At 70.2% G+C, this 18,999-nt stretch carries 17 protein-coding genes, 1 tRNA gene and 1 pseudogene; 9 read left to right on the top strand and 10 right to left on the bottom strand.

Annotated features, from left to right (window positions below):
* The first annotated feature begins 6 nt into the window (after window positions 1–6).
* Both HS104_09455 and HS104_09450 read left to right on the top strand, forming a co-directional pair.
* Window positions 7–606, top strand: coding sequence for a methyltransferase domain-containing protein (locus HS104_09455; GenBank protein ID MBE7480195.1), 600 nt, complete (start codon window positions 7–9; stop codon window positions 604–606).
* On the top strand, window positions 603–1,412 hold the full coding sequence (locus HS104_09450; protein ID MBE7480194.1) for a ChbG/HpnK family deacetylase: 810 nt from the start codon (window positions 603–605) through the stop codon (window positions 1,410–1,412). Before HS104_09455 ends, HS104_09450 begins: the two co-directional genes overlap by 4 nt.
* A 6-nt stretch (window positions 1,413–1,418) precedes the next feature.
* Here the strand turns inward: HS104_09450 and HS104_09445 are convergent, their stop codons facing one another.
* From HS104_09445 to HS104_09435, 3 genes are all read right to left on the bottom strand, one after another.
* Window positions 1,419–2,126 carry a hypothetical protein gene (locus HS104_09445; protein ID MBE7480193.1) on the bottom strand — a complete coding sequence of 236 codons (708 nt, stop codon included), beginning with the start codon at window positions 2,124–2,126 and terminating at the stop codon, window positions 1,419–1,421.
* Window positions 2,127–2,188: 62 nt separating this feature from the next.
* Window positions 2,189–2,929: a glycosyltransferase family 2 protein gene (locus HS104_09440; GenBank protein ID MBE7480192.1), complete on the bottom strand. Its 741-nt coding sequence runs from the start codon at window positions 2,927–2,929 to the stop codon at window positions 2,189–2,191.
* Window positions 2,930–2,931: 2 nt separating this feature from the next.
* On the bottom strand, window positions 2,932–3,933 hold the full coding sequence (locus HS104_09435; protein MBE7480191.1) for a glycosyltransferase: 1,002 nt from the start codon (window positions 3,931–3,933) through the stop codon (window positions 2,932–2,934).
* A 49-nt stretch (window positions 3,934–3,982) separates the two neighbouring features.
* Between HS104_09435 and HS104_09430 the strand changes: the two genes are divergently transcribed.
* Together HS104_09430 and HS104_09425 are read left to right on the top strand one after the other, a co-directional pair.
* Window positions 3,983–4,852, top strand: coding sequence for an ABC transporter permease (locus HS104_09430; protein MBE7480190.1), 870 nt, complete (start codon window positions 3,983–3,985; stop codon window positions 4,850–4,852).
* Complete coding sequence (locus HS104_09425; protein ID MBE7480189.1) at window positions 4,845–5,600, top strand: ABC transporter ATP-binding protein; 756 nt, start codon at window positions 4,845–4,847, stop codon at window positions 5,598–5,600. The genes HS104_09430 and HS104_09425 overlap by 8 nt, the downstream gene beginning before the upstream one ends.
* Before the next feature lie 4 nt (window positions 5,601–5,604).
* On the opposite strand, the gene HS104_09420 is transcribed toward HS104_09425, so the two are convergent.
* Window positions 5,605–6,816, bottom strand: a complete 1,212-nt coding sequence (locus HS104_09420) for a hypothetical protein (protein ID MBE7480188.1) — start codon at window positions 6,814–6,816, stop codon at window positions 5,605–5,607.
* A gap of 29 nt (window positions 6,817–6,845) precedes the next feature.
* On the opposite strand from HS104_09420, the gene HS104_09415 reads away from it, so the two are divergent.
* Window positions 6,846–7,706 (top strand): class I SAM-dependent methyltransferase, encoded by an 861-nt coding sequence (locus HS104_09415; GenBank protein ID MBE7480187.1) that lies wholly within the window; start codon window positions 6,846–6,848, stop codon window positions 7,704–7,706.
* A 39-nt stretch (window positions 7,707–7,745) separates the two neighbouring features.
* Here the strand turns inward: HS104_09415 and HS104_09410 are convergent, their stop codons facing one another.
* Window positions 7,746–8,813 (bottom strand): PilT/PilU family type 4a pilus ATPase, encoded by a 1,068-nt coding sequence (locus HS104_09410; protein ID MBE7480186.1) that lies wholly within the window; start codon window positions 8,811–8,813, stop codon window positions 7,746–7,748.
* 95 nt (window positions 8,814–8,908) lie between these two features.
* On the opposite strand from HS104_09410, the gene HS104_09405 reads away from it, so the two are divergent.
* From HS104_09405 to HS104_09395, 3 genes are all read left to right on the top strand, one after another.
* A complete protein-coding gene (locus HS104_09405) occupies window positions 8,909–11,086 on the top strand; it encodes a molybdopterin-dependent oxidoreductase (protein ID MBE7480185.1) in 2,178 nt (725 codons plus the stop codon).
* Window positions 11,087–11,178: 92 nt separating this feature from the next.
* Window positions 11,179–11,251, top strand: a tRNA-Phe gene (locus tag HS104_09400).
* Between the two features lie 159 nt (window positions 11,252–11,410).
* Window positions 11,411–11,719 carry a hypothetical protein gene (locus HS104_09395; GenBank protein ID MBE7480184.1) on the top strand — a complete coding sequence of 103 codons (309 nt, stop codon included), beginning with the start codon at window positions 11,411–11,413 and terminating at the stop codon, window positions 11,717–11,719.
* Between the two features lie 9 nt (window positions 11,720–11,728).
* On the opposite strand, the gene HS104_09390 is transcribed toward HS104_09395, so the two are convergent.
* Both HS104_09390 and HS104_09385 read right to left on the bottom strand, forming a co-directional pair.
* A complete protein-coding gene (locus HS104_09390; GenBank protein MBE7480183.1) occupies window positions 11,729–12,895 on the bottom strand; it encodes a hypothetical protein in 1,167 nt (388 codons plus the stop codon).
* Window positions 12,896–13,134: 239 nt separating this feature from the next.
* Window positions 13,135–13,548, bottom strand: coding sequence for a hypothetical protein (locus HS104_09385; protein MBE7480182.1), 414 nt, complete (start codon window positions 13,546–13,548; stop codon window positions 13,135–13,137).
* 9 nt (window positions 13,549–13,557) lie between these two features.
* Here HS104_09385 and HS104_09380 point away from each other — a divergent pair, with 9 nt between their 5' ends.
* Complete coding sequence (locus HS104_09380; protein ID MBE7480181.1) at window positions 13,558–13,740, top strand: hypothetical protein; 183 nt, start codon at window positions 13,558–13,560, stop codon at window positions 13,738–13,740.
* 631 nt (window positions 13,741–14,371) lie between these two features.
* Here HS104_09380 and HS104_09375 read toward each other — a convergent pair.
* The 3 genes and pseudogenes from HS104_09375 to HS104_09365 form a co-directional block, all read right to left on the bottom strand.
* On the bottom strand, window positions 14,372–15,565 hold the full coding sequence (locus HS104_09375) for an HNH endonuclease (protein ID MBE7480180.1): 1,194 nt from the start codon (window positions 15,563–15,565) through the stop codon (window positions 14,372–14,374).
* Window positions 15,566–15,888: 323 nt separating this feature from the next.
* A pseudogene (ltrA, locus tag HS104_09370) lies at window positions 15,889–17,112 on the bottom strand (group II intron reverse transcriptase/maturase).
* 917 nt (window positions 17,113–18,029) lie between these two features.
* Window positions 18,030–18,962 (bottom strand): hypothetical protein, encoded by a 933-nt coding sequence (locus HS104_09365; GenBank protein MBE7480179.1) that lies wholly within the window; start codon window positions 18,960–18,962, stop codon window positions 18,030–18,032.
* Window positions 18,963–18,999 lie beyond the last annotated feature (37 nt).

Genomic DNA, 18,999 nt, shown 5'->3' with positions numbered 1-18,999 from the left:
TACACAATGCCGGACGTGGACGCCGTCCGGGAGCACTACGACCGCGCAGCTGGCGAATACGCGCGGCGCTTTTCCCGCGGTCCGCTCGGGGTCCTGCGCGCGCGCGAGTGGCGGGTCGTGCGCGCGCTGCTCGAGCCGCGGCGCGGAGAGAGCCTGCTCGACGCGGGCTCCGGCCCCGGCTCGTACGCGGTACGACTCGTCGCGCTCGGCCTCCGCGTTCGCGCCGTGGACCTGTCGCCGCGCATGGTCGAGGCCGCGCGCGATCGCGGGGTCGATGCCAGCGTCGCCGACCTCGGCGATCTCGACCTTCCCGAGCGCTTCGACAAAGTGCTCTGCGCCGGAGCGCTGGAGTTCTGCCCGGAACCGCTTCGGGTGCTCTCGCGCCTGGTCGCGCACCTCGCCCCCAGTGGCCGGCTGGTGTTGCTCTACCCGACCCAGACGCCGTGCGGGCGACTGTATCGCGCCTACCACTCACGCAGGGGCGTCCGCGTGCGCCTGTTCGACGTCCAGACCCTCGCCGGCACGCTCGAGCGGCTCGGCCTCGAGGTGCGGGCGTGCCGCGTCGCGACGCCGCTGTCCGCGGTCATTTCCGCCGAGCTGCCATGACGCGCGTCGTGTTCTGCGCGGACGACTTGGGCATGGGTCCGGAGCGAGACGAGGGGATCCTGCGCGCCGCGGCCACGGGCATCGTGCGCGAGGTGAGTCTGTGCGTGACGGGTGGCGGGGAGACGGCGGCGCTCGCGCGCGTGGCGAGGCAGAGCGACGCCCCAGGCATCGGCCTGCACGTCTCGTTCACCTACGGTCGCGCGCTGTCCGGCCCGATCGAGGGCCTGACCGACCCGAGCGGGCGCTTCCACGGCCTGCCGCGGGCCCTCGTCAGCACGGCGCTCGGGCGGCCTCGGCTCGATGCGGTGACGCGGGAGGTGCGCGCACAGCTCGCGCGCCTGCGCGCGCTCGGCGTCGAGCCGACGCACTTGAACGGCCACCACCACGCCCACGTCTTCCCGATCATCCGCGACGCCGTGCTCGAGCTCGCGCGCGAGCTGCCGGCGCTTCACCTGCGCGTACCGGCGAGCCCCGAGTGGTCGGCGCGGGGCGCCACGCTGAACGCCCTCGGGCGCGCCTTCGTGGGCCGGGCGCGCGCGCGTGGCGTCGCGCTCCGCAGCCTGCCCTGCCTGGGGCTCGATGCGGCGGGGGGCGACGCGCTCGACGCTTTCACGCGCACGCTCGAGCGGCTCGACGGCGCCGCCGAGTGGGTCTTGCACCCGCTCGCGGGGCCGGGCGAGGCCGACGGCGGCGGTGGGCTCGGAGCCCGCGCTCGGCAGGACGAGCTGCGCGTGCTCGAGAGCGCTGCCTTTCGCGCGCTGCTGGCGCGTCACGGCGTCGAGCCCAGCCGGTTCGGCGACGCCTGACCCGATTCAGGCGGCCACGCTCTGGACGGCGACGCTGGTCTCGGGCGCGGCGGCCCGGCGCAAGCCGAACAGCGGTCCCGGCACCGGGAACACCGCGCGCCCGACGACCGGGTTCACCAGCATCGCGAGAGCGATGTAGAGGGCGATGGCGCCGAGCACCAGCGTGGTCAGCGCGATCGGCAGCTCGAGGCCCGAGACGTGCCCGTAGCCGCGGGCGAGCTTGAGCACGTAGAGCACGTCGATGTCCAAGAGGAACGCGAACAGGATCTTCGAGTGGAAGCCGAACGCATAGGTGAGCGGAACGAAGAGCACCAGCGAGGCCGCCTCCGTCGCCAACAGGACGTGGTGATCCGGCGCGGTCCCCCGGCTGAGCGCCCAGAGCACCCAAGCGTTGACCGCCCAGTTGAAGGCGAAGGCGGTGAACACCGTGCCGCCGAGCAGGTTCTTGTTGGACAGGTTCAGGACGCCCGCCAGGAGCTGGCCTCCACAGCCGAACAGGATGCAGAACACCGCGCCGGTCTCCAGCGCCGCGCGGCTGCTGGTCACCCCGAAGGCCAGGGGCAAGAGGGCCGCGCAGGCCACGGCCAGGGAGATCAGCCCAAGCGGCGTGGGATCGGCGAAGGGCGGCGTCGCCGCGGCGGGGGGGGTCGGGGTCTCGTGCGCCTGCATGCTCAGCTCCTCGGGGCTCCTGCTGTTGCATCGCAACAGGAGCATTCCGGCCTATTTGCACGATACAGAGGCCTGGTCAAGGAAATTTGTTGCAGCGCAGCAAACCGTCAGCCCGGGTAGCGCCCCGAGAGCCGCCGGGCCAGCACCCGGATCACGTCGCCCAGCATGCGCGCGCTGTCCGAGCCGAGCTCCAATGTGCTCGGCTCGCTCTGGTACTCGAAGGTGACGGGCACCTCGGCGATCGCGAGCCCCAATCGGCGGGCCACCATCAGCAGCTCGACGTCGAACGAGAAGCGGTCCAGCGTGAGGTGCGGCAAGAGCGCCTCGACGGCAGGCGCCCGGAACCCCTTGAGCCCGGCCTGCGTGTCGTGGATGCCGGGGACCAAGGTGAGCCGCGTGAGCAGGTTGAAGGCGCGACCGATGGAGTGTCGGGTGTAGATGCGCCGGAAGAAGCGCGGCGACGTGACGTAGCGGCTCTCCGGATGGACTCGACTCGCGATGGCGAGGTCGGCGCCGCTCTCCAGTGCGTCCAGCACACGAGTGAAGTTCTCGACCGGGTAGGCCAGATCCGCGTCGGTGAAGATCGAGAGCTCACCGCGGGCCTCCGAGAGCCCCCGGCGCACGGCGAATCCCTTGCCGCGATTCTCGCGAGTTTCGATCAAGCGCAGCGAGATGCCCAGCGCGTCCTGCACGCCGCGCACGACGTCCGGCGTCCCATCCCGGCTGCCGTCGTCCACGACCACGATCTCGTGCTCGCCCGGCAGCTCGCGCAGGTAGCCCGCGATCGCCTCGAGTGAAGCACGCACCTGACGCGCGCCGTTGTAGACGGGGACGACGACGCTGACCACCGCTAAGCCTGCCCTTCCCGCACGCGCCAGCGCACCTGCCAGCGCTGCTCGAAGCGGCGCCGGTTCAGCTCGAAGGTGGCGAAATACTCGAACGGCGACAGCGCGCGCAGGGTCGTACCCGCCGCGTGGTGCACGAAGACCTCGGGCGCCAGCAGCACGCGCTTGCCGCGGGCCCCGAGCGCCATTGCCAGGTCGTCGTCCTCGAACATGCCGCGCCGGTAGCCCTGGTCGAGCCCTCCGACCGTCTCGAACGCGGCGCGATCTAGCAAGGCGCAGTAAAGGGCGAGCTTTTCGACCTCGCGCGGCGGACCGCTCGCCCGCGACGCGAAGGCCAGGAGCTCTTCCAGGGTCGAGTAGTCGGCGCCGACGCTGGCCTCGTCGCCCGTGTCGTTGCTGACCGGACCCACCCAGGCGACGCGCGGGTCGGCGCGGAGGCGCGCGAGGAGCGCGTCGAGCCAACCCGGCGTGACCACCACGTCGTCGTTCAACACCACGATGGACCCCGCCCGGCAGAGCGCCACCCCCGCGTTGACGCTGGCGGCGAAGCCGCGGCGCTGGTCACTGCGCGCGAGCCGAGCGCCCGGGTGCGCCGCGACGATCGCCGCCACCGCTCCGGCATCCGGCGTTGCGTCATCGATCACCACGACCTCGTAGCTGCCCGGCCGGGTAAAGGCGGCCACCGCGCGAAGGCACAGCTCGAGCCAGCGGACGGCTCCCGCCGTCGGCACGACGATGCTGACCTCCGGCGCCAGCGCGACCGGGACGCGCGCGTCGGCGAGCGCAGCGAGCGCGCGGCCGACTTCGATGCTCGCGCGCGGCCGGGCAAGCGGGACGCGCAGCGGGGCCGCGAGCCGGCGGAGCCGCCGGTGCGCGGCGCCGGGCAAGAGCGCGATCGCGAACGACACGGGCAGGTGGCTCGCTCCTAGCTGAAGCGCCGCGAGCCCCAGAGCGCGCGCGCGGGAGCGCCAGGGAAGCTCGGAGAAGCCAGGAACCGGGACCAGCACGAGGACGATTGTATACCGCGTCCGATCCCGCCTAAGAATCGGCGAGACGATGCAAGAGGCGCTGCTCTTCCGTCATCGCACGCGGTCGGGAACGACCCACGGCGACGAGCCGCGCCGGGCGGGCCCGGTGGTGCGCCTCCGGCGCTTCGTGCGCGAGCTCCGCCAACACCAGCACGCCCTCGAGGTGTTCACGCTCGGGCGCTTCCGCGCCACCTACCGAGCGCAGGCCCTGGGACTGCTCTGGCCCATGGCCAACCCGACCATCTTGATGATCGTGATGAGCGTGTTCTTCGGCATCGCCTTCCCCAGCGACCTGACGGCCTATCCCGTGTTCTTGATGCTGGGTCTCGTGCCTTGGCACTTCCTCTCCCACGCCTGGACGGACGGCACGACCTGCTTCTTGCACCACTCCGCGGTGATCAAGCACACGAGCGTGCCAGCCTACGTGGTGGCGAGCGGCACGGTCTTCTCGCACGTGTTCAACCTGGGCTTCGCCGCCTTGTCCCTGCTGCCGCTGATCGCCTTCTACCCGGAGGCGTTCCACGTCTCCTTCGCGCTCTTGGTGCTGCCGCTGGTCGTCGTGCTCCTGGTCGCGCTGGGGCTGGGACTGGCGTTGATTTCGGCCGTGCTCAACGTGGTGTTCCGCGACGTCGGGTACATCGTGAACTCGGCGCTGGTGGTGTTGTTCTGGGCGACGCCCATCGCCTACCCCATCGACCGCCTGCCGGGTCTCTGGAAGCAGGCCATGCTCTTGAACCCGATGGCGTCGCTGATCCACTGCATCCGCGACGTGATCCTGAAGGGTGCCTTTCCGCCCGGGAGCGTGCTGGGCGCCGCGGCGCTGTCGTGCCTGGGCCTCTTGGTCGTGGGTGTGCTCATCTACCGGCGCTTCGAGACGGAAATCGCCGACCATGTCTGAGCCCGAGCCGTGCATCGTGTTCGAGGCGGTCGACAAGGCCTACCGCCGCCAGCACATCAAGCCGTTCTTGCTGCGGGACATGCTGATGGGGCGGACCCGAGAGCTCAGCGAGCGCGACTGGTTCTGGGCGCTGAAGAAGCTCTCCTTCAGCGCGCGGCCCGGCGAGCGGCTGGCCGTGCTGGGCACCAACGGCAGCGGCAAGAGCACCACCCTGCGCTTGTTGGCCGGGGCGAGCTACCCGACCGCGGGCAAGGTCTCGGTGCGCGGTCGCGTGGCCCCGGTCCTGGCGCTGGGCGTCGGCTTCGAGCCCGACATGAACGCGACCGAGAACGCCTACATCAACGCCAGCTTGCTCGGCGTGCCTCGTGAAGACTGCGAGGAGCGCCTGAAGGAGATCCTGGCGTTCGCCGACCTCGGCGAGTTCGAGGACGTCCCGGTGCGCCACTTCTCCAGCGGCATGCTCGCGCGCCTTGGCTTCGGGGTCGCGATGCACGTGGACGCCGACGTGCTCTTGGTGGACGAGGTCCTGGCCGTGGGTGACGGGGCCTTCCAACAGAAGTGCCTGGCGCGCCTGCGCCAGCTCGGCAGCGAGGGGCGTACGCTGGTAATCGTGACGCACGATCTGCCGGTGGCTCGCGAGCTCTGCAATCGCGCGCTCTGGATCCGACGCGGCGAGCTGGCCCTCGACGGCCCCGCCGCCGAGACCATCGACGCCTACGAGACCGCGCTCGGTCGCGGCGAGGCCTGAGAGCTCAGAGGAGCTTCACCGGCGCGGGCTCGCTCTGCTCCGCGCTCTCGCCCATCTGCTGGGTCTTGTTGTCGCCCCAGCAGTAGAGCGCCTGGCCCCCACCGGTGAGCGCACAGGTGAACGCGGTGCCGGCCGCGACCGCCGAGACGTCGCCGAGCGAATGCAGGTAGGGCTGGAGCACGGGAGCGGTGACGTCGCCGTTGCCGATCTGCCCGGCGGCGTCGTCGCCCCAACAGGCGGCTGCGCCGACCGTGGTCACGGCAGAGCTGTGAGCGTCGCCGAGGGCGAGCTCCTTCGCGGCCAAGCCAGGCACCTGAGATGGCGCGACTGGCGCCGCTCCACTGGTGCCCAGGCCGAGCTGGCCTTTTGCGTTACTGCCCCAGCAGAGCACGCTGTCGTCGGTGGCGACGATGCAGCTGTGGCGTCCTCCGGCCGCGAGGCGTGCCGGAACGGCCGTCCCGAGGTCCACCAAGTGTGGCGCCTTCTGGTCCTGAAGCCCCGGCTCTCCGACCTGGCCGCTCTCGTTCGCACCCCAACACCAGACCTTGCCCTGGCCGAGGGCGCAGCTGTGGAGCGCGCCCAGAGCGAGCGCCCCGGCGGCGAGCGGCACGGTCTCGGGGCCCGCTGCGGTCGGATCCGCCACACCGAGCTGCCCGCGGGCGTTGTCGCCCCAGCACGTCACCGCGGTCTGCGACAGCGCGCAGGTGTGATTCGCGCCGGCGGAAACCGCGACCAGTGCTTCTTGGCCGGGCACCGCGGTCGGCGTCGGCGAGTCAGAGCTGCCGCTGCCGAGCTGCCCATCGGAGCCGCCGCCCCAACAGTAGACCGTTCCGGAGACCCCGATTGCGCAGCTGTGCCGTCCGCCACAGGCGATCGCCTTGGCCTTCTCGGGCAAGAGCGCGCGCCCGAGCTTGCCGCGCTTGCCGCCGAGCTCGCCGCTGCCGAGCTGCCCGTTCAGGTTGGACCCCCAGCAGAAGACGTCCCCCGCGCCGTCGAGCACGCAGCCGTGTTGGCCACCGGCGGCGAGCGCTGCGAGCGGCAACACCGGCTCGGGCTCCACCGGCGCGTCGCTGCCGGCGTCGCCGGGCGCGCCGGCGCTGCCGCCGCTCGCGACCCCGGCGTCCTGCCCCTTCAGGTCGTCCAGGTGATGGCTCAAGCTGCACGCCCCGGGGACCAGCAGCACGAGCGCTGCCGTCGGCAAAGTGCGGAGCCGCATCGAGCTTCAGCATATCATCGGCGGCCCCCTTGTCTCGAACCTCCGTGCTGCCCGCCTGCCCCGTGTGCCGCTCGCCGAGCCTCGTGTCGCGCTTCAGCGTCGGGGGCTTCGCCATCCTGCGCTGCCGCGGCTGCGGCGTGGGCCTCTCCTGGCCACGACCGCGGCAGGACGAGGTCAGCGGGCTGTACACGGACGCCAGCTACTTCCAGGGAGCAGGCTACTATCTCGACTACGTCGCCCACGAGGACAACCACCGGCGCCTGGCTCGACGCGTGCTCGCCGAGCTCGAGCCGCTGCTCCCGCCCGGCGGCCGCATACTGGACGTAGGCGCCGCCGCCGGCTTCTTCCTGGACGAGGCGCGCGCGCGCGGCTTCTCCGTGACCGGCGTCGAGCTGTCTCCCGAGATGAGCCGCCACGCCCGTGACGAGCTCGGGCTCGACGTCCGACGCTCGGCTTTCGAGCCGGGCCTGTTCGACCAGGCCCGCTTCTCTGCCGTCACCTTCCTCGACTCGCTCGAGCACTTCGTGGATCCCGAGGCGGCGCTCGCGGGAGCACGTTCGTTGCTCGAGCCCGGCGGGGTATTGGCCCTGCTCACGCCCAACGTGGGGAGCCCGCTCGCGCGCTTGCTCGGACCTCGCTGGCCCCACTACACACCGCCGGAGCACCTCTGGTATTTCAGCCCAGGCTCGCTGGCGCGCCTGCTCGCGCGGGTGGGCTTCGAAGAGCAGCGCCGCGGCTCGCTCGGTCACCACTGGTCCTTGGACGAGCTCTCGACCAAGCTCGCCCCGGGCGCGCGCCGCGCCGCTCGGGCCCTCGGTCTCGAGCGCCGGCTCGCTCGCTCGGTCTACTTGAACGTCGGCGATCTGTTCGTAATCGCGACGAAGGTCTGACTCGACTTGCGCCGTCTTGAAACCCGAGCCTGAGCCGCCTCAGAATCCGATGGCGGAGCGGGCGGTGTCCTTGTCCACCAGGCCCTCGCGCAGCATGGCCTTCACGGCCATCTCGAAGGTCTGCATTCCGTACATGTCACCACCCTCCATCAGGTCCTTCAGCGGCGGGTTGTTCGCCGGGCGCTTGATCGACTCGCGCACGATGCCCGTGGCGACCAGCACCTCGGCGCAGAGCACCATCCCCTGACTGTCCGCCCGCGGCAGGAGCCGCTGCGCCACCACGCCCTGGAGCACGTCTCCCAGGCGCTCGCGCACCTCGCTGGGATCGCCCCCGGACAGCGCCACGACGCGGTTCATGGTGCGCGAGACGTCCGGCGTGTGCAGCGTGGAGAGCACCAAGTGGCCCGTCTCCGCGGCCTTGAGCGCGATCTCCATGGTCTCGGAGTCGCGGATCTCGCCGACCTGGATCACGTCCGGGTCCTGGCGGAGCGAAGCGCGCAGCGCGTCGGCGAAGCTGGGCGTGTCGAGGTTCAGCTCACGCTGGCTGACCGAGCAGCGATCGTCGCCGTGCAGGTACTCGATCGGGTCCTCGATGGTGACGATGTGGCGCGACATGGCGTGGTTCATGTGCGAGATCATCGCGGCCAGCGTCGTGCTCTTGCCGTTGCCGGCGGCGCCGACCACCAAGACCAGGCCGCGGTCACGCTCGGCGAGCTCCTTGCAGGCTCGCGGCGCGCGCAGGTCTTCCAGCGTCGGGATTTCGAACGGGATGGCGCGCATCACGATGGCCAGGGTGCCGCGCTGCCGGTAGATGTTGACGCGAAAGCGCCCGATGTTCGGGGCCGCGTAGGACGTGTCGTACTCGGAGAGATGCGAGAGATCGTCCCGCACCGCAGGGTCGCGGATGATGTGGCGGGCCGCCGCCTCGGTGTCCTGCGGCCGGATGCGGTCGAGGCGGAAATAGACGAGCGAGCCACGGACCCGCGCGCCCGGCGGCTGGCCGACCTTCAGGTGGACGTCGCGGGCGCCCGCCGCGATCGCTTTGGCCAGGAGCTGATGCAGGTACGCTTCGCTCGAATAGGGGTTCGCTCCACTTCCAGGTGCCAGGCTCGCCAAGGGAGCGGCAGGATATCAGAACTCCAGGAGCCGTCATCGCCAAGGCGGCCCTTCTCGGGCACTATCCGTCCACCTGGGAGGGCTCGGTGCTCGAGACACGCACGACCTACTGCCGAATTTGCGAGGCGTGCTGCGGCCTGCTCGCCGACGTGGACGGCGATCGGCTGCTCGGGCTCCGGCCGGATCCCGAGCACGTGGTGTCCAAGGGCTTCGCTTGCGCCAAAGGCACTCGGTTCGGCGCTCTCCACTCGAGCCCCGATCGTCTGGATGCACCCCTGGTGCGGGACGGGGGCGCGCTCGTCCCCACGAGCTGGCAGCGGGCGCTCGCGGACGCCGGCTCTCGGCTCGCGCGCATCCGGAGCGAGCACGGACCCCACTCGGTGGCCGTGTACATGGGCAACCCCGCGGCCTTCGGTTACGCGCCGCCGCTCTTCACCCAGGCGTTCGTGAAGGCGCTCGGCACGCGGAACTTCTTCACCGCAAGCTCCCTGGACTGCAACAACAAGTTCGTGGTGGCGCGACGCATGCTCGGGTCCGCCATGACTCATCCGGTGCCAGATCTCGATCGAGCTCGCTTCGCGCTGCTGTGCGGCACGAACCCCGCGGTGAGCCAGAGCTCCTTCGTTCACGCCCCGCGCTTCGTCGAGCGCCTGGGCGAGATCGTCCAGCGCGGTGGACGCGTCGTCGTCGTCGACCCTCGCCGGACCGAGACGGCGCGCCTGGTGGGAGAGCACCTGCCCATAGTGCCGGACACGGACGCCGCGTTCCTGCTCGCGCTCTTGCAGGTCGTGTTCGCCGAGGGCCTCGAAGACGCGCGCTGCCTCGGCGCACACGCCCTCGGCACGCAGGCACTCCGCCGCGCGGTCGCGCGCTTCTCGCCCGAGCGCATCGCGGCCCTCACCGGCATCCCGCCAGAGCGCACGCGGGACGTCGCGCGGGCGTTCGCGGCGGCGGGCGGGGCGTTCTGCCATGTCTCGACCGGCGTGAACCAGGGCAGCTTCGGCAACCTGGCCTACGCGGCCAAGATCGCCCTGGAGCTCGCGACCGGGAACCTCGATCGCGCAGGCGGCGCGCTCGTGCCGCGAGGCGCCTTCGACACCGCGGCCCTGGCGCGGCGCCTCGGCGTCGACCGGGAGCCGGCCTGGACGAGCCGCATCGGAGGCTTCTCGCCGGTCTTGGGCGCGCTGCCCACCGGGATCTTGGCGGACGAAATCCTGACCCCGGGACCGGAGCAGATCCGCGCGCTGGTGGTCGTCTCCGGCAATCCGCTGTCGAGCGCCCCGGACAGCCTGCGCATGCGGCAGGCCCTGGGCGCGCTCGAGCTGTGCGTTTGCCTGGACCTCTTCGTGAACGACACCGCCGCGCACGGCACTCACGTCCTGCCTTGCACGGATTTCCTGGAGCGCGATGACCTACCGCTGCCGTTCCTGCAGCTCCAGCCCGAGCCGTACTTGCAGTGGACCGAAGCGGTCGTCCCGCCGGGCGGCGACCGCCGGCCAGAGTGGCGCATCCTGTCGGATCTGGCCGAGGCCGCCGGGCTCCACCTGCACGGCAGCCGCACGCTCGACCTGATCACCCGCGGCCTGTTGGCGCTCGGAGGGCCGCGGCGCTTGCTCGAGCCGCTGCTCTGGCCGTTGCTCGGTCCGCGGCCGCTCCGCGCGCTCGCCAAGCACCCCCACGGCCTACGCGTGCGCCGCGAGCGGCCCGGTGACTTCCTCGCTCGCCGCATCGCCACCCCTTCGGGCAAGGTCGAGCTGTTCCCGGAGGACGTCTTCGCGCGACTCGACGAGCTCGAGGCGGCGCTCGCCGTGCGCCCGCGGCGGAGCCTGCGCCTGTTCACCAAGCGCGATCGCCTGGGCCACAACAGCTGGATGCACGCCAACCCCAAGCTGCCGAGCGCCACGCACTCGGCCCACGTCTCGCCGGCGGATGCCGAACGGCTGGGTCTCTGCGAGGGCGATCGGCTGCGGCTCTCGACCCAGACCGGCAGCATCGAGCTGCCCGCCGTCGTCGATCCCGACGTCGGCTCGGGCAGCGTGGCGGTCCCGCATGGTTTCGGGCACGATCCGGCGAGCGGCTGGACCGACGCCACCCGGCGCGGCGGCCGGAACGTGAACGAGCTGGCCGCGTCGGGACCGGCCGCGCTGGACCCGCTCAGCGGGATGTGCCGCTTCGTCGGGCTCGAGGTCCAGGCCGAGGTCGTGGCGTCCGGGAACGTGGAGCGCGGCGACGCCGGAATGACGGGTGAAACCCAGGCGGACTGAGGAGAACCGCCAGGAAAACCCGCTGAACCTCGGCCTCGCTCGCGCCGAAGATTGCGCAGCCGGCCCCGGGTGCGCTAATAGCTCGCTCCCCCGCCCAGATAGCTCAGTTGGTAGAGCAGCGGATTGAAAATCCGCGTGTCGTTGGTTCGATTCCGACTCTGGGCACCGCGAGCGAAAGCCCCGCCGAGGGGCTTGAGATTCGGCCCGCTATCCGCGATAAATCGGAGGGTCATGCAGACCTGCGTTTCCTGCGGAAGACCCACCGACCGCCCGCGCCGGGGTCGCTGCCCAGCCTGCTATCGCCGCGCTCAACGCGGTCACGCCGTGGCCAAGCCCTGCGCGGTGTGCGGCATCGCCGACCTGCGCGTGCTGCGCAGGCACAAGCTCCGGGACGGCTTCGTCGTGCTGTGCGCGAACCACGCGGCGATCGCCGGGCGCCGCTCCCTCACCCTGACGGAGCTCCGAGGCGAGTGCGCGCCTCCGGGCGACCGGCGCGCAGGCGCGGAGCGCCGGCAGGCCGATCGGCGGCACGTCGATCGACGGCGCGTCGCCGCCAACCCGCCACCGGACGGAGTCGAGCGGCGCCGAACGGAACGTCGCGTCGCCAAGCGCGCCAGCTCCAGCCGCGCCTGAGCGCTGCGCTCAGGGACAGCTGAGCTTCACGATCGAGACATCGTCGACGTACCAGCCAGGCTTGTTCGGGTGGCAGAGCGGCTCCGCGCCGTAGCTCGCGAAATGGAACCGGAACTGGAAGGTCGAGACGGCGTAGCTCGAGATGTCGAACTCCACTTGTTGCCAGCCGGCCGTCGCGCCGCCGAAGCCCACCTGACCATCGAGCGAGCACGGCGAACAGGTCGCTCCCGCCTCGGGATCCAGGTAGTAGCAGTCGATGGCGGTGCCGTTGTAGCCCGTGGTCGGCGTGATCTTCGTCCAGGTCGAACCGTTGGTCGAAACCTCGACGACACCTCCGGAGTACGTGCTCTTGTCGAGCGCGCAGGGCAGCGCGCACAAGAACCCGCTGGGGTTACACGCGCGGAACTCGTAGAAGTGCCAGAACCTCAGCCGCAACGCCTGGCCGTTGTAGGCCGAGAGGTTCTGGATGGGCGAGGTCAGCGTCGAGTCCGCGCAGTTGTTGGCGTTGCCGGTGAGCTTCGTGCCCCAACACTGCCCGCCGCCGGTGTGATCGCCGTTGGGCGGGCCGACGGACGGCACGCCGCATTGCCAGTCGTTGTTGTTGCCGGCCGTCGTCCAACCGGTGGGACAGCCGGTGAACGGGTACGTGGTGATCGGACAGCCGCCGCTGCCGCCGCTGCCGCCCGTCGCTCCACCGGTTCCACCCGCGCCCCCGGTCGTGCCGCCGCTGCCGCCCGTCGCGCCGCCGGTTCCACCAGTCGTGCCGCCGCTGCCGCCCGTCGCGCCGCCGGTTCCACCGGTCGTGCCGCCGCTGCCGCCCGTCGCACCACCGCTGCCGCCCGTCGTGCCGCCGCTGCCGCCCGTCGCACCACCGGTTCCACCAGCGCCACCGCTCGCGCCGGTTCCGCTGCTGCCGCCGCTCGCGCCTGCGCTGCCCCCAGTGAGACTCCCGGCCGCGCCGGCCACGCCGCCGCTCGCCATTCCCGCGGCACCTCCCGTCGGCGCGCCACCCGCGCCGCTGCTGCCACCCAGGCTGGCGTCGCTGCCGCCGCCGCCGGCGGGTGGGTTGTCCGCGCCGATGCCCTCCGCTTGCGCGCACGCTTCGGCGACGTAGACCGCGGCGCCGAGGCCGATCAGAGCCCAGATCCGTCCGCGCCCGCGTTGCCCAACGCTCACTTCGCGGAGGATAGCGGCCGAGCACTGCCGGCGCCAGCCCAGTCTCGATCGGTTCTCCGCGAGTCGAACTGGGTCGCCACCACCGGCTGGGAAGTGGTGACCCGGGACGGGGCGGTAGAGAGGAGCCTGGGCCGCACAGGAGCAAGCGCCATCGAGCCGCTACGGGGGCAGGAGCCCGAGGGCAATGATCGAGGCGAAGTCTGTCAAAGAGCAGGTCGGCGCGAAGGCCTTGGGAGCGCTCACGCAGGCGCCGGCGGGAGCCGGCGGTCACTCGAGTTTCGAGGGGTCTCTGCGGTGGCCTTGACTGTGCAGAGCCAGATGTCGCGCATCAGGTCGCGCCAGGGCCGCCTACGCTGTTCGTCGCTGCGCAAAGTCACCCCGCGCCAGAGCGCGAGCAGCGTGTATGCGATGCGCCGCAGCACCATCACGACGACCGTGGCTCGCGGGTTCTGTTCGATCCACGGATGATGGTCCTCGGCGAAGGCGCCATCGAGAAGCTGATGGGCAGTCTCGACGCCCCAGTGGCGGCGCACGACGAGCAGCCATTGGACCTCGCTGAGTCGAGAGCGCGGCAAGCTGGAAACGAAGCAGCGGTTGTCGCTCGCGACCCGGACGCCCTTGGAATCGAGCGTCTCGACCTCGACGCGGAGCACGGTCCTGAGATGCTCCCAACCTTCCGGCGCGGCAAGGGCTTCACCGAGGTAGATGCGCCGCACGACGGAGCGACCGTGGTGGAGATCCGTGCTGGAGGCGGCGGCCTGGTCAGGCTCCAGGCCACCCTGGTCAGCGTGGCCGTGACGGTCCTGACCAGGCCGAGCAGGCGCGCCTCGGCCGGCGCCGTCTGACGCTGGGCGAAGAAGTCGTCGGCGGCAGGCACGCTGGTCGCCTTGCCGTCGAGCGAGACGACGCCGAAGGGTAAGCCATCGGGCTCGAGCGCCTTGCGGCGCTGGGCAGCGCGAGTCGCAGCGTGCAGCGCCGGGCGGACGTCGTCGGGCTCGAGCGCTGCGAGCGCGTCCCGCAACGTAGTGTCCGGAACACGACGTGCGATTCCGAGCTTCGCGCGCACCGCGGGCGTGAGCTCCGCGGTCAGCTGCTCGACCTCGCGCAGGCTCCTGCTCCCGGCCACCATCCCGAGCAGCGCGCTGGCGAGCAACCTGCCGAGCTCCCAGCGACGTCAAATGAGAGTCCGGCCGAGCCGGAGGAGTTCGCTCCCAGCGAGGCGTTTGTCGCGACAGCGCCACCTGGCGCGAGGCGCCGAACACGAAATGTACGGGTTGCGCGGTCGCGGACCTCGTCGAGGCGCGCGTCGCCGAAGCGTTTGACGAGCATGCCGATGACTCTGCGTTGAGTGCGACCTGTTCGAGGCACAGATGAGCTCCTTTCCTTCGTCCGCATGCGTGCCCACGGCGCTGCCGCTGACAAAGACCAATGAGGGCACTCCGAGCACACCCTTTGTCGGGGTGTGCCCGAACCGTCTCAGGGTGTGAGAATGGCGAGCGTCGCGCGAAGCATCGGCTCGAGCAGCGGCTCCACCTCGCGCAGCCGCGCTTGCTCGACGGCTCGCCGCGCGTCCGCTCGCTTGAACCCCATCCGAACCAGCGCTCCGAGCACCTTTTCGGACACGCCGCCCTCGGGCGCGGGCGTCGGCGCTGGTGGCGCCGGTGGCGTGCTCTGTCTTCGCCTCGCGCGCGCCTCCGAGGTCTTGTTCTGGATGTGGTCCTCACCGAAGACCTGGCGGGCTCGGTGGGCGTTGTGAGGCCTGCAAAGCAAGCAGCAGTTGTCCACCGTCGTGGGCCCGCCCTTCGCGAACGGGTCGATGTGCTCGATGGTGAGAAAGAGCTTGGCGGAGCACCGTCGCCCCTCGGCGTCGGTGAACGTACACTGGTTTCCGTCCCGCTCTCGCACTGCCCTCTCGACTTCCACCGGAACGTGTCTCGAGCCCGGCTTCGTCTCGCGGCGCTTGCGGGGCTTGCCCGCCCCGGAGCGGCGCTTCGTCTCCCGCTCGATGAGCAGGTCCAGCGCGCGCTCGAGGATCGTCGCGGGGTCGCCGCTGGGCACTTTGTGGCTGAGCAGAGCCCTGGCCTGCTCGAGCTTGTCGCGGAACGCGACGCTGGCTGTGAATTCCACGCGAACGCTCGCCGGCGAGAGCGGCTCGACGCGAGGGCGAGGCGCCGAGGCCGGCGGAGCCGGGTTACCTGCCCTGGACCATGTGGACAACTCCCCCTGCACCGGCTCGGGCGTGACCGGGGTGATGGTCGGCGGCACGTCCGGTCGCGGGAACCACCGCGCCAGGAGCTCTTCGAGCTGTCGCTTCGATTTCCCTCGCGCCTCCGCGAGGAGCTGCTCAGCGTTGTCGTCCGTCAGGTGGCCGGAGAGCAGGAACAGCCCCGTCAGGTGGAGCTCGCCGCTGGCGAGGTCATCGAGCACCTGGGGGAACTGCTGGGCCAGGCGGGCCACACGCACACGCTTGGTCGCGCTGTCCTCGGAATAGCCGAGGCGCTCGGTGCAGTAGGCGAAGAGGGAGGAACACGCATCGTCCAGGTACAGTTTGCGGCGGTCGAGCTCTGCCAGGTGGAAGATGACGTTGGCGCACGCCGACCGCTCCGAGCTCACGGCGGCCGAAAGTCGCTCGCGGAGCTCGTGGTCGGAGACCGAAGAGAGAGCGTTCATGCTTTCTGGCATATCACGCGATTTTTCGAGCTCGCTGCTGACACGCTGAGCGCGTTTCGGGCATCTGAACGCGTCGCGCGTCGTCGCGCGCACGAACGCGCACGAGCGCGTCACCACGCGCGAGCGAGAGGCCCTCACCCGCGTTGTCGTCGAACGCGAACGCGCGTCGCTCGAGAATGCGTCAAGAGAAATCGACGTCTCGATGCTCTTTCCTTCAGGTCACCGTACGCTGAAAATCGGGATAGGGGCGCCGGTTTCGCCCGGCGACCCCTCCCACACCACCGGACGTGCGGGACCGCATCCGGCGGTTCGAAAAGTTGAGGTCACGCGGCGAGCCGGGGTACGCCCAGCTCGTCGAAGAGCGAGTTTGGAAGTGCGATTTGGATGTCTCTGATTGCGCTCCGCCACCAACGGCGGTGGTTGGCAGCACCGCGACGAGAGCGCCACACGGTCAGACCGCGTGACACGAGCTCCCGAAACACGGTGCGACCGCGTCGCCACTGCTTGAGCTGGAGCATTCTCAGCCGGCGTCGAATCCAACGGTCGAGATCGGCGAAGACCTTCGGCGTTTTGGCCAGATCGAAGTATGCCTTCCATCCGGTTAGGAATGCTTTCAAGTCCTCGCAAACCCGCGCCAGGCTTCTTCCGCCGTTACGGCGGGTAGTCCGCCGCACTCGAGCTTTCATCGCTGCAACGGCCTTCGGTGCGACGCGGACTCGGATCTCGCGTTTGGGCGCTGCCCAGTATGCGAAACCGAGAAACTGTCGCTCGAAGGCATGTGCGACCGCGCTTTTCGACTCGTTGATTTGGAGCCGTTGCTTCGCGTAGAGCCGCCGGAGCAGCTCCATCACGCGCTCGCCGGCGCGCCGCGACCGCACGTAAACGTTGCAGTCATCGGCGTAGCGCACGAAGGCGTGTCCGCGCTTCTCCAGCTCCTTGTCGATGTCATCGAGCAGCACGTTCGCGAGCAACGGCGAGTGGCCCGCCTTGCGGCGTTCCCTCGTGCCGTTCCACCACCACTCCGCCGACCATGATGCCGGCGTTCAAGTAGCGGCGGATGAGTCCGAGCATCGTCTTGTCCGCGATCCGCTTCGCGAGCTTTCCCATCAGCACGTCGTGGTTGACGCGATCGAAGAATTTCTCCAGATCGACATCGACCACCCACCGCCGGCCCTCTTGCACGAAGCGTTGCGCTTCACGAACAGCGTCGTGTGCGCGCCGCCCGGGTCGAAAGCCGTGGCTGTGCTGCGAGAAGCTCGGATCGAACATCGGTTGCAGGACCTGAAGCAGGGCCTGCTGGATGAACTGATCGAGCACCGTAGGAATGCCGAGCTCTCGCATTCCGCCGGTTCCCTTTGGGAATTAGCTGCCGTCTCACCGGCGCGGGCCGATACGCCCCGTGAGCAACTGCTCGCGGAGCTCGTGCCAGTGAGCGCGCAGGTAGTCGGGCAACTCGCTTACGGTCATCCCATCGATACCAGGACTGCCCTTGTTCCTTTTCACTGGTTCAACGCGGCCTGAAGATTCTGGCGTTCACACACCTTCATCATCAGGTCGCTCGCTCCCGAGCGTACGAGCTCATGCGTCGCCATCGGCACTTCCTCGCTCCGCGGGTTGTTCGGGGCTTCACCCCTATCTGCCAGCGGGAGCTCCAGTTGCCCGGACATCTGAGACCTGGTGCCTTTGAGACCCACGTTCGTTCGCTCTCCTCTTCGTTCGGTCCTTCGTCGCCGAGCTCAGCGACTACTACGACCTCTGCTGACTTCTCGCTCCGCCGTTCGCACAGCGTCGCCCTTTCAGGCGCAAGGCGAGATCTCCCCAGGTAATGCACAACCCTTCACCGCACGACCGCCGGATCTACGTCGCCGGGTCTTGGTCATCCGAGCTTCGCAGAATACGGCCTGCTCGCTCACCCGACTCCGCCTCGTATCCGATTCCTGTTCGTCGGCCCACGGTTTCGCTCCCCGCTTCCTTCCCACGGTCGGTCACCCTTCCGCAGTTGCGGTTCGCTTCGATTTTGATGACCACCTTCGAGGACTTCCACCTCCAAGGTTGTGCCCATGCCGGGCGCACCGCTGCTCGCACGCCCGCAAACAAACGGGCGTGCACGGGATGCCCTTGGTGGTCTTTGTCAGCGGCAGCGCCGTGGGTCCGGAAGCTGCGCGTCGAGCTCGAGTCCGATGGCGCTCCCTCCAGGCAGCTGCACGCAGTGCCGCACTCGCGGTCATCGAGCTCTGCGTCGTGCGCTCGACCACTGCGCCGACGCCGCCAGCGCTTCACCAACGCCCGGCGCCACCCGAGAGCCACGCCCCGACCTCCAGCGCCGGCCCGTCCTGACCTCGAGTGCGAATTTGCGCCTGCTCGCGCGCCGTACCCGTGACCGTCCTCGACTCTTCGAGAACGCGTCGCTTCTCAACCTCTGTCCGGCCCGACACCGAGCGGGACTGGGCGCCAGCCCGCGCGCTCAGCTCAGCGGTTTGTCGGCGCCGAAGCTCCAGCTCTTGGGCGGAGCCGGAGAGAAATACGCCTCGGCCAGTGGGGCCGGCACCTTGTGCCAGCGCGTGTAGGCCTTCGCCACCCGCTTGCGCACGCTCCAGGCTGCCTCGTTCCGCGCGAGGCCCTGCGCCACGGCGTCGAGCACGTAGCCCTCGGAAGCGACCGGCCCGCGCGGCAAGAGGATCTCCCGCGACCCGCTGCGCTTCACCCAGGCGCCGAGCGTCTCGCGCGCGTGCGCCATGCTGGTGAAGATCGGGATGCCGGTGCCGGCGGCCGCCACGGGAAGCTCGAGCTTCTCCGGCACGCGGCCGTTCTTCAAGAGCGGGTTCCTGCCCATGAACCCCACCGCGTGGACGCGCTCCGATGCTCCGCCGACGCTGACGCTGCCGCCGCGGGCAGCGACCTCCAGGAAGCGCTCGAGCGCGTCACCACCGGAGTCGCCGTCGATGGCGTGGAGCACCACGTACACCTCCACGCTCCCGATGGTGCCCCAGGGCGCGCCGCTGACGCTGCGCTTGAACGCGACTCGCTCGAGCTCGAAGCTCTCGGCGGGGCCGGCCTCCACGCGCGCCCAGCCGGTGTCGCGGCGCGACAGGAAGCGATTGGCACCGAACACCGCGCCCCAATACAGGTTGTCCTCCAGGTTCCTCGGATCCCCGGCCCCTGGGTGCTTGCCGCAAGGCCCGCCCTTGGCGTCCGAGCACAGCGGAACGAACACCTCGATCACGAGCGGCTTGCCGGCCCGCACATCCTCGCCGATGCCATCTCGCTCCCCGAACGCCCCGGTCGCGGCCTTCGCCACCGCTACCGGCTTGGGCGCATCCGCGCCCGCCTCGGCCGACCAGAGCAGAACCGAGACCGAGAGCAACCCCAGAGCTTTGCGCAGGAACGATGAACCCACCCGAACCTCCTCCGAAACGTGACCCCCCCTTACGAGC

This window comes from Polyangiaceae bacterium, assembly GCA_015075635.1.
Taxonomy (GTDB): Bacteria; Myxococcota_A; Polyangia; order Polyangiales; family Polyangiaceae; genus JADJKB01.
The sequence above is the reverse complement of the archived record's forward strand: the minus strand, read 5'-3'. Positions and strand labels throughout refer to the sequence as shown.

Coding starts and splice junctions, on each gene's coding strand:
- HS104_09420 (MBE7480188.1), bottom strand. CDS start 6,816: ATGCGGCTCCGCACTTTGCCGACGGCAGCGCTCGTGCTGCTGGTCCCC.
- HS104_09425 (MBE7480189.1), top strand. CDS start 4,845: ATGTCTGAGCCCGAGCCGTGCATCGTGTTCGAGGCGGTCGACAAGGCC.
- HS104_09375 (MBE7480180.1), bottom strand. CDS start 15,565: ATGAACGCTCTCTCTTCGGTCTCCGACCACGAGCTCCGCGAGCGACTT.
- HS104_09380 (MBE7480181.1), top strand. CDS start 13,558: ATGCTCCCAACCTTCCGGCGCGGCAAGGGCTTCACCGAGGTAGATGCG.
- HS104_09430 (MBE7480190.1), top strand. CDS start 3,983: ATGCAAGAGGCGCTGCTCTTCCGTCATCGCACGCGGTCGGGAACGACC.
- HS104_09450 (MBE7480194.1), top strand. CDS start 603: ATGACGCGCGTCGTGTTCTGCGCGGACGACTTGGGCATGGGTCCGGAG.
- HS104_09455 (MBE7480195.1), top strand. CDS start 7: ATGCCGGACGTGGACGCCGTCCGGGAGCACTACGACCGCGCAGCTGGC.
- HS104_09445 (MBE7480193.1), bottom strand. CDS start 2,126: ATGCTCCTGTTGCGATGCAACAGCAGGAGCCCCGAGGAGCTGAGCATG.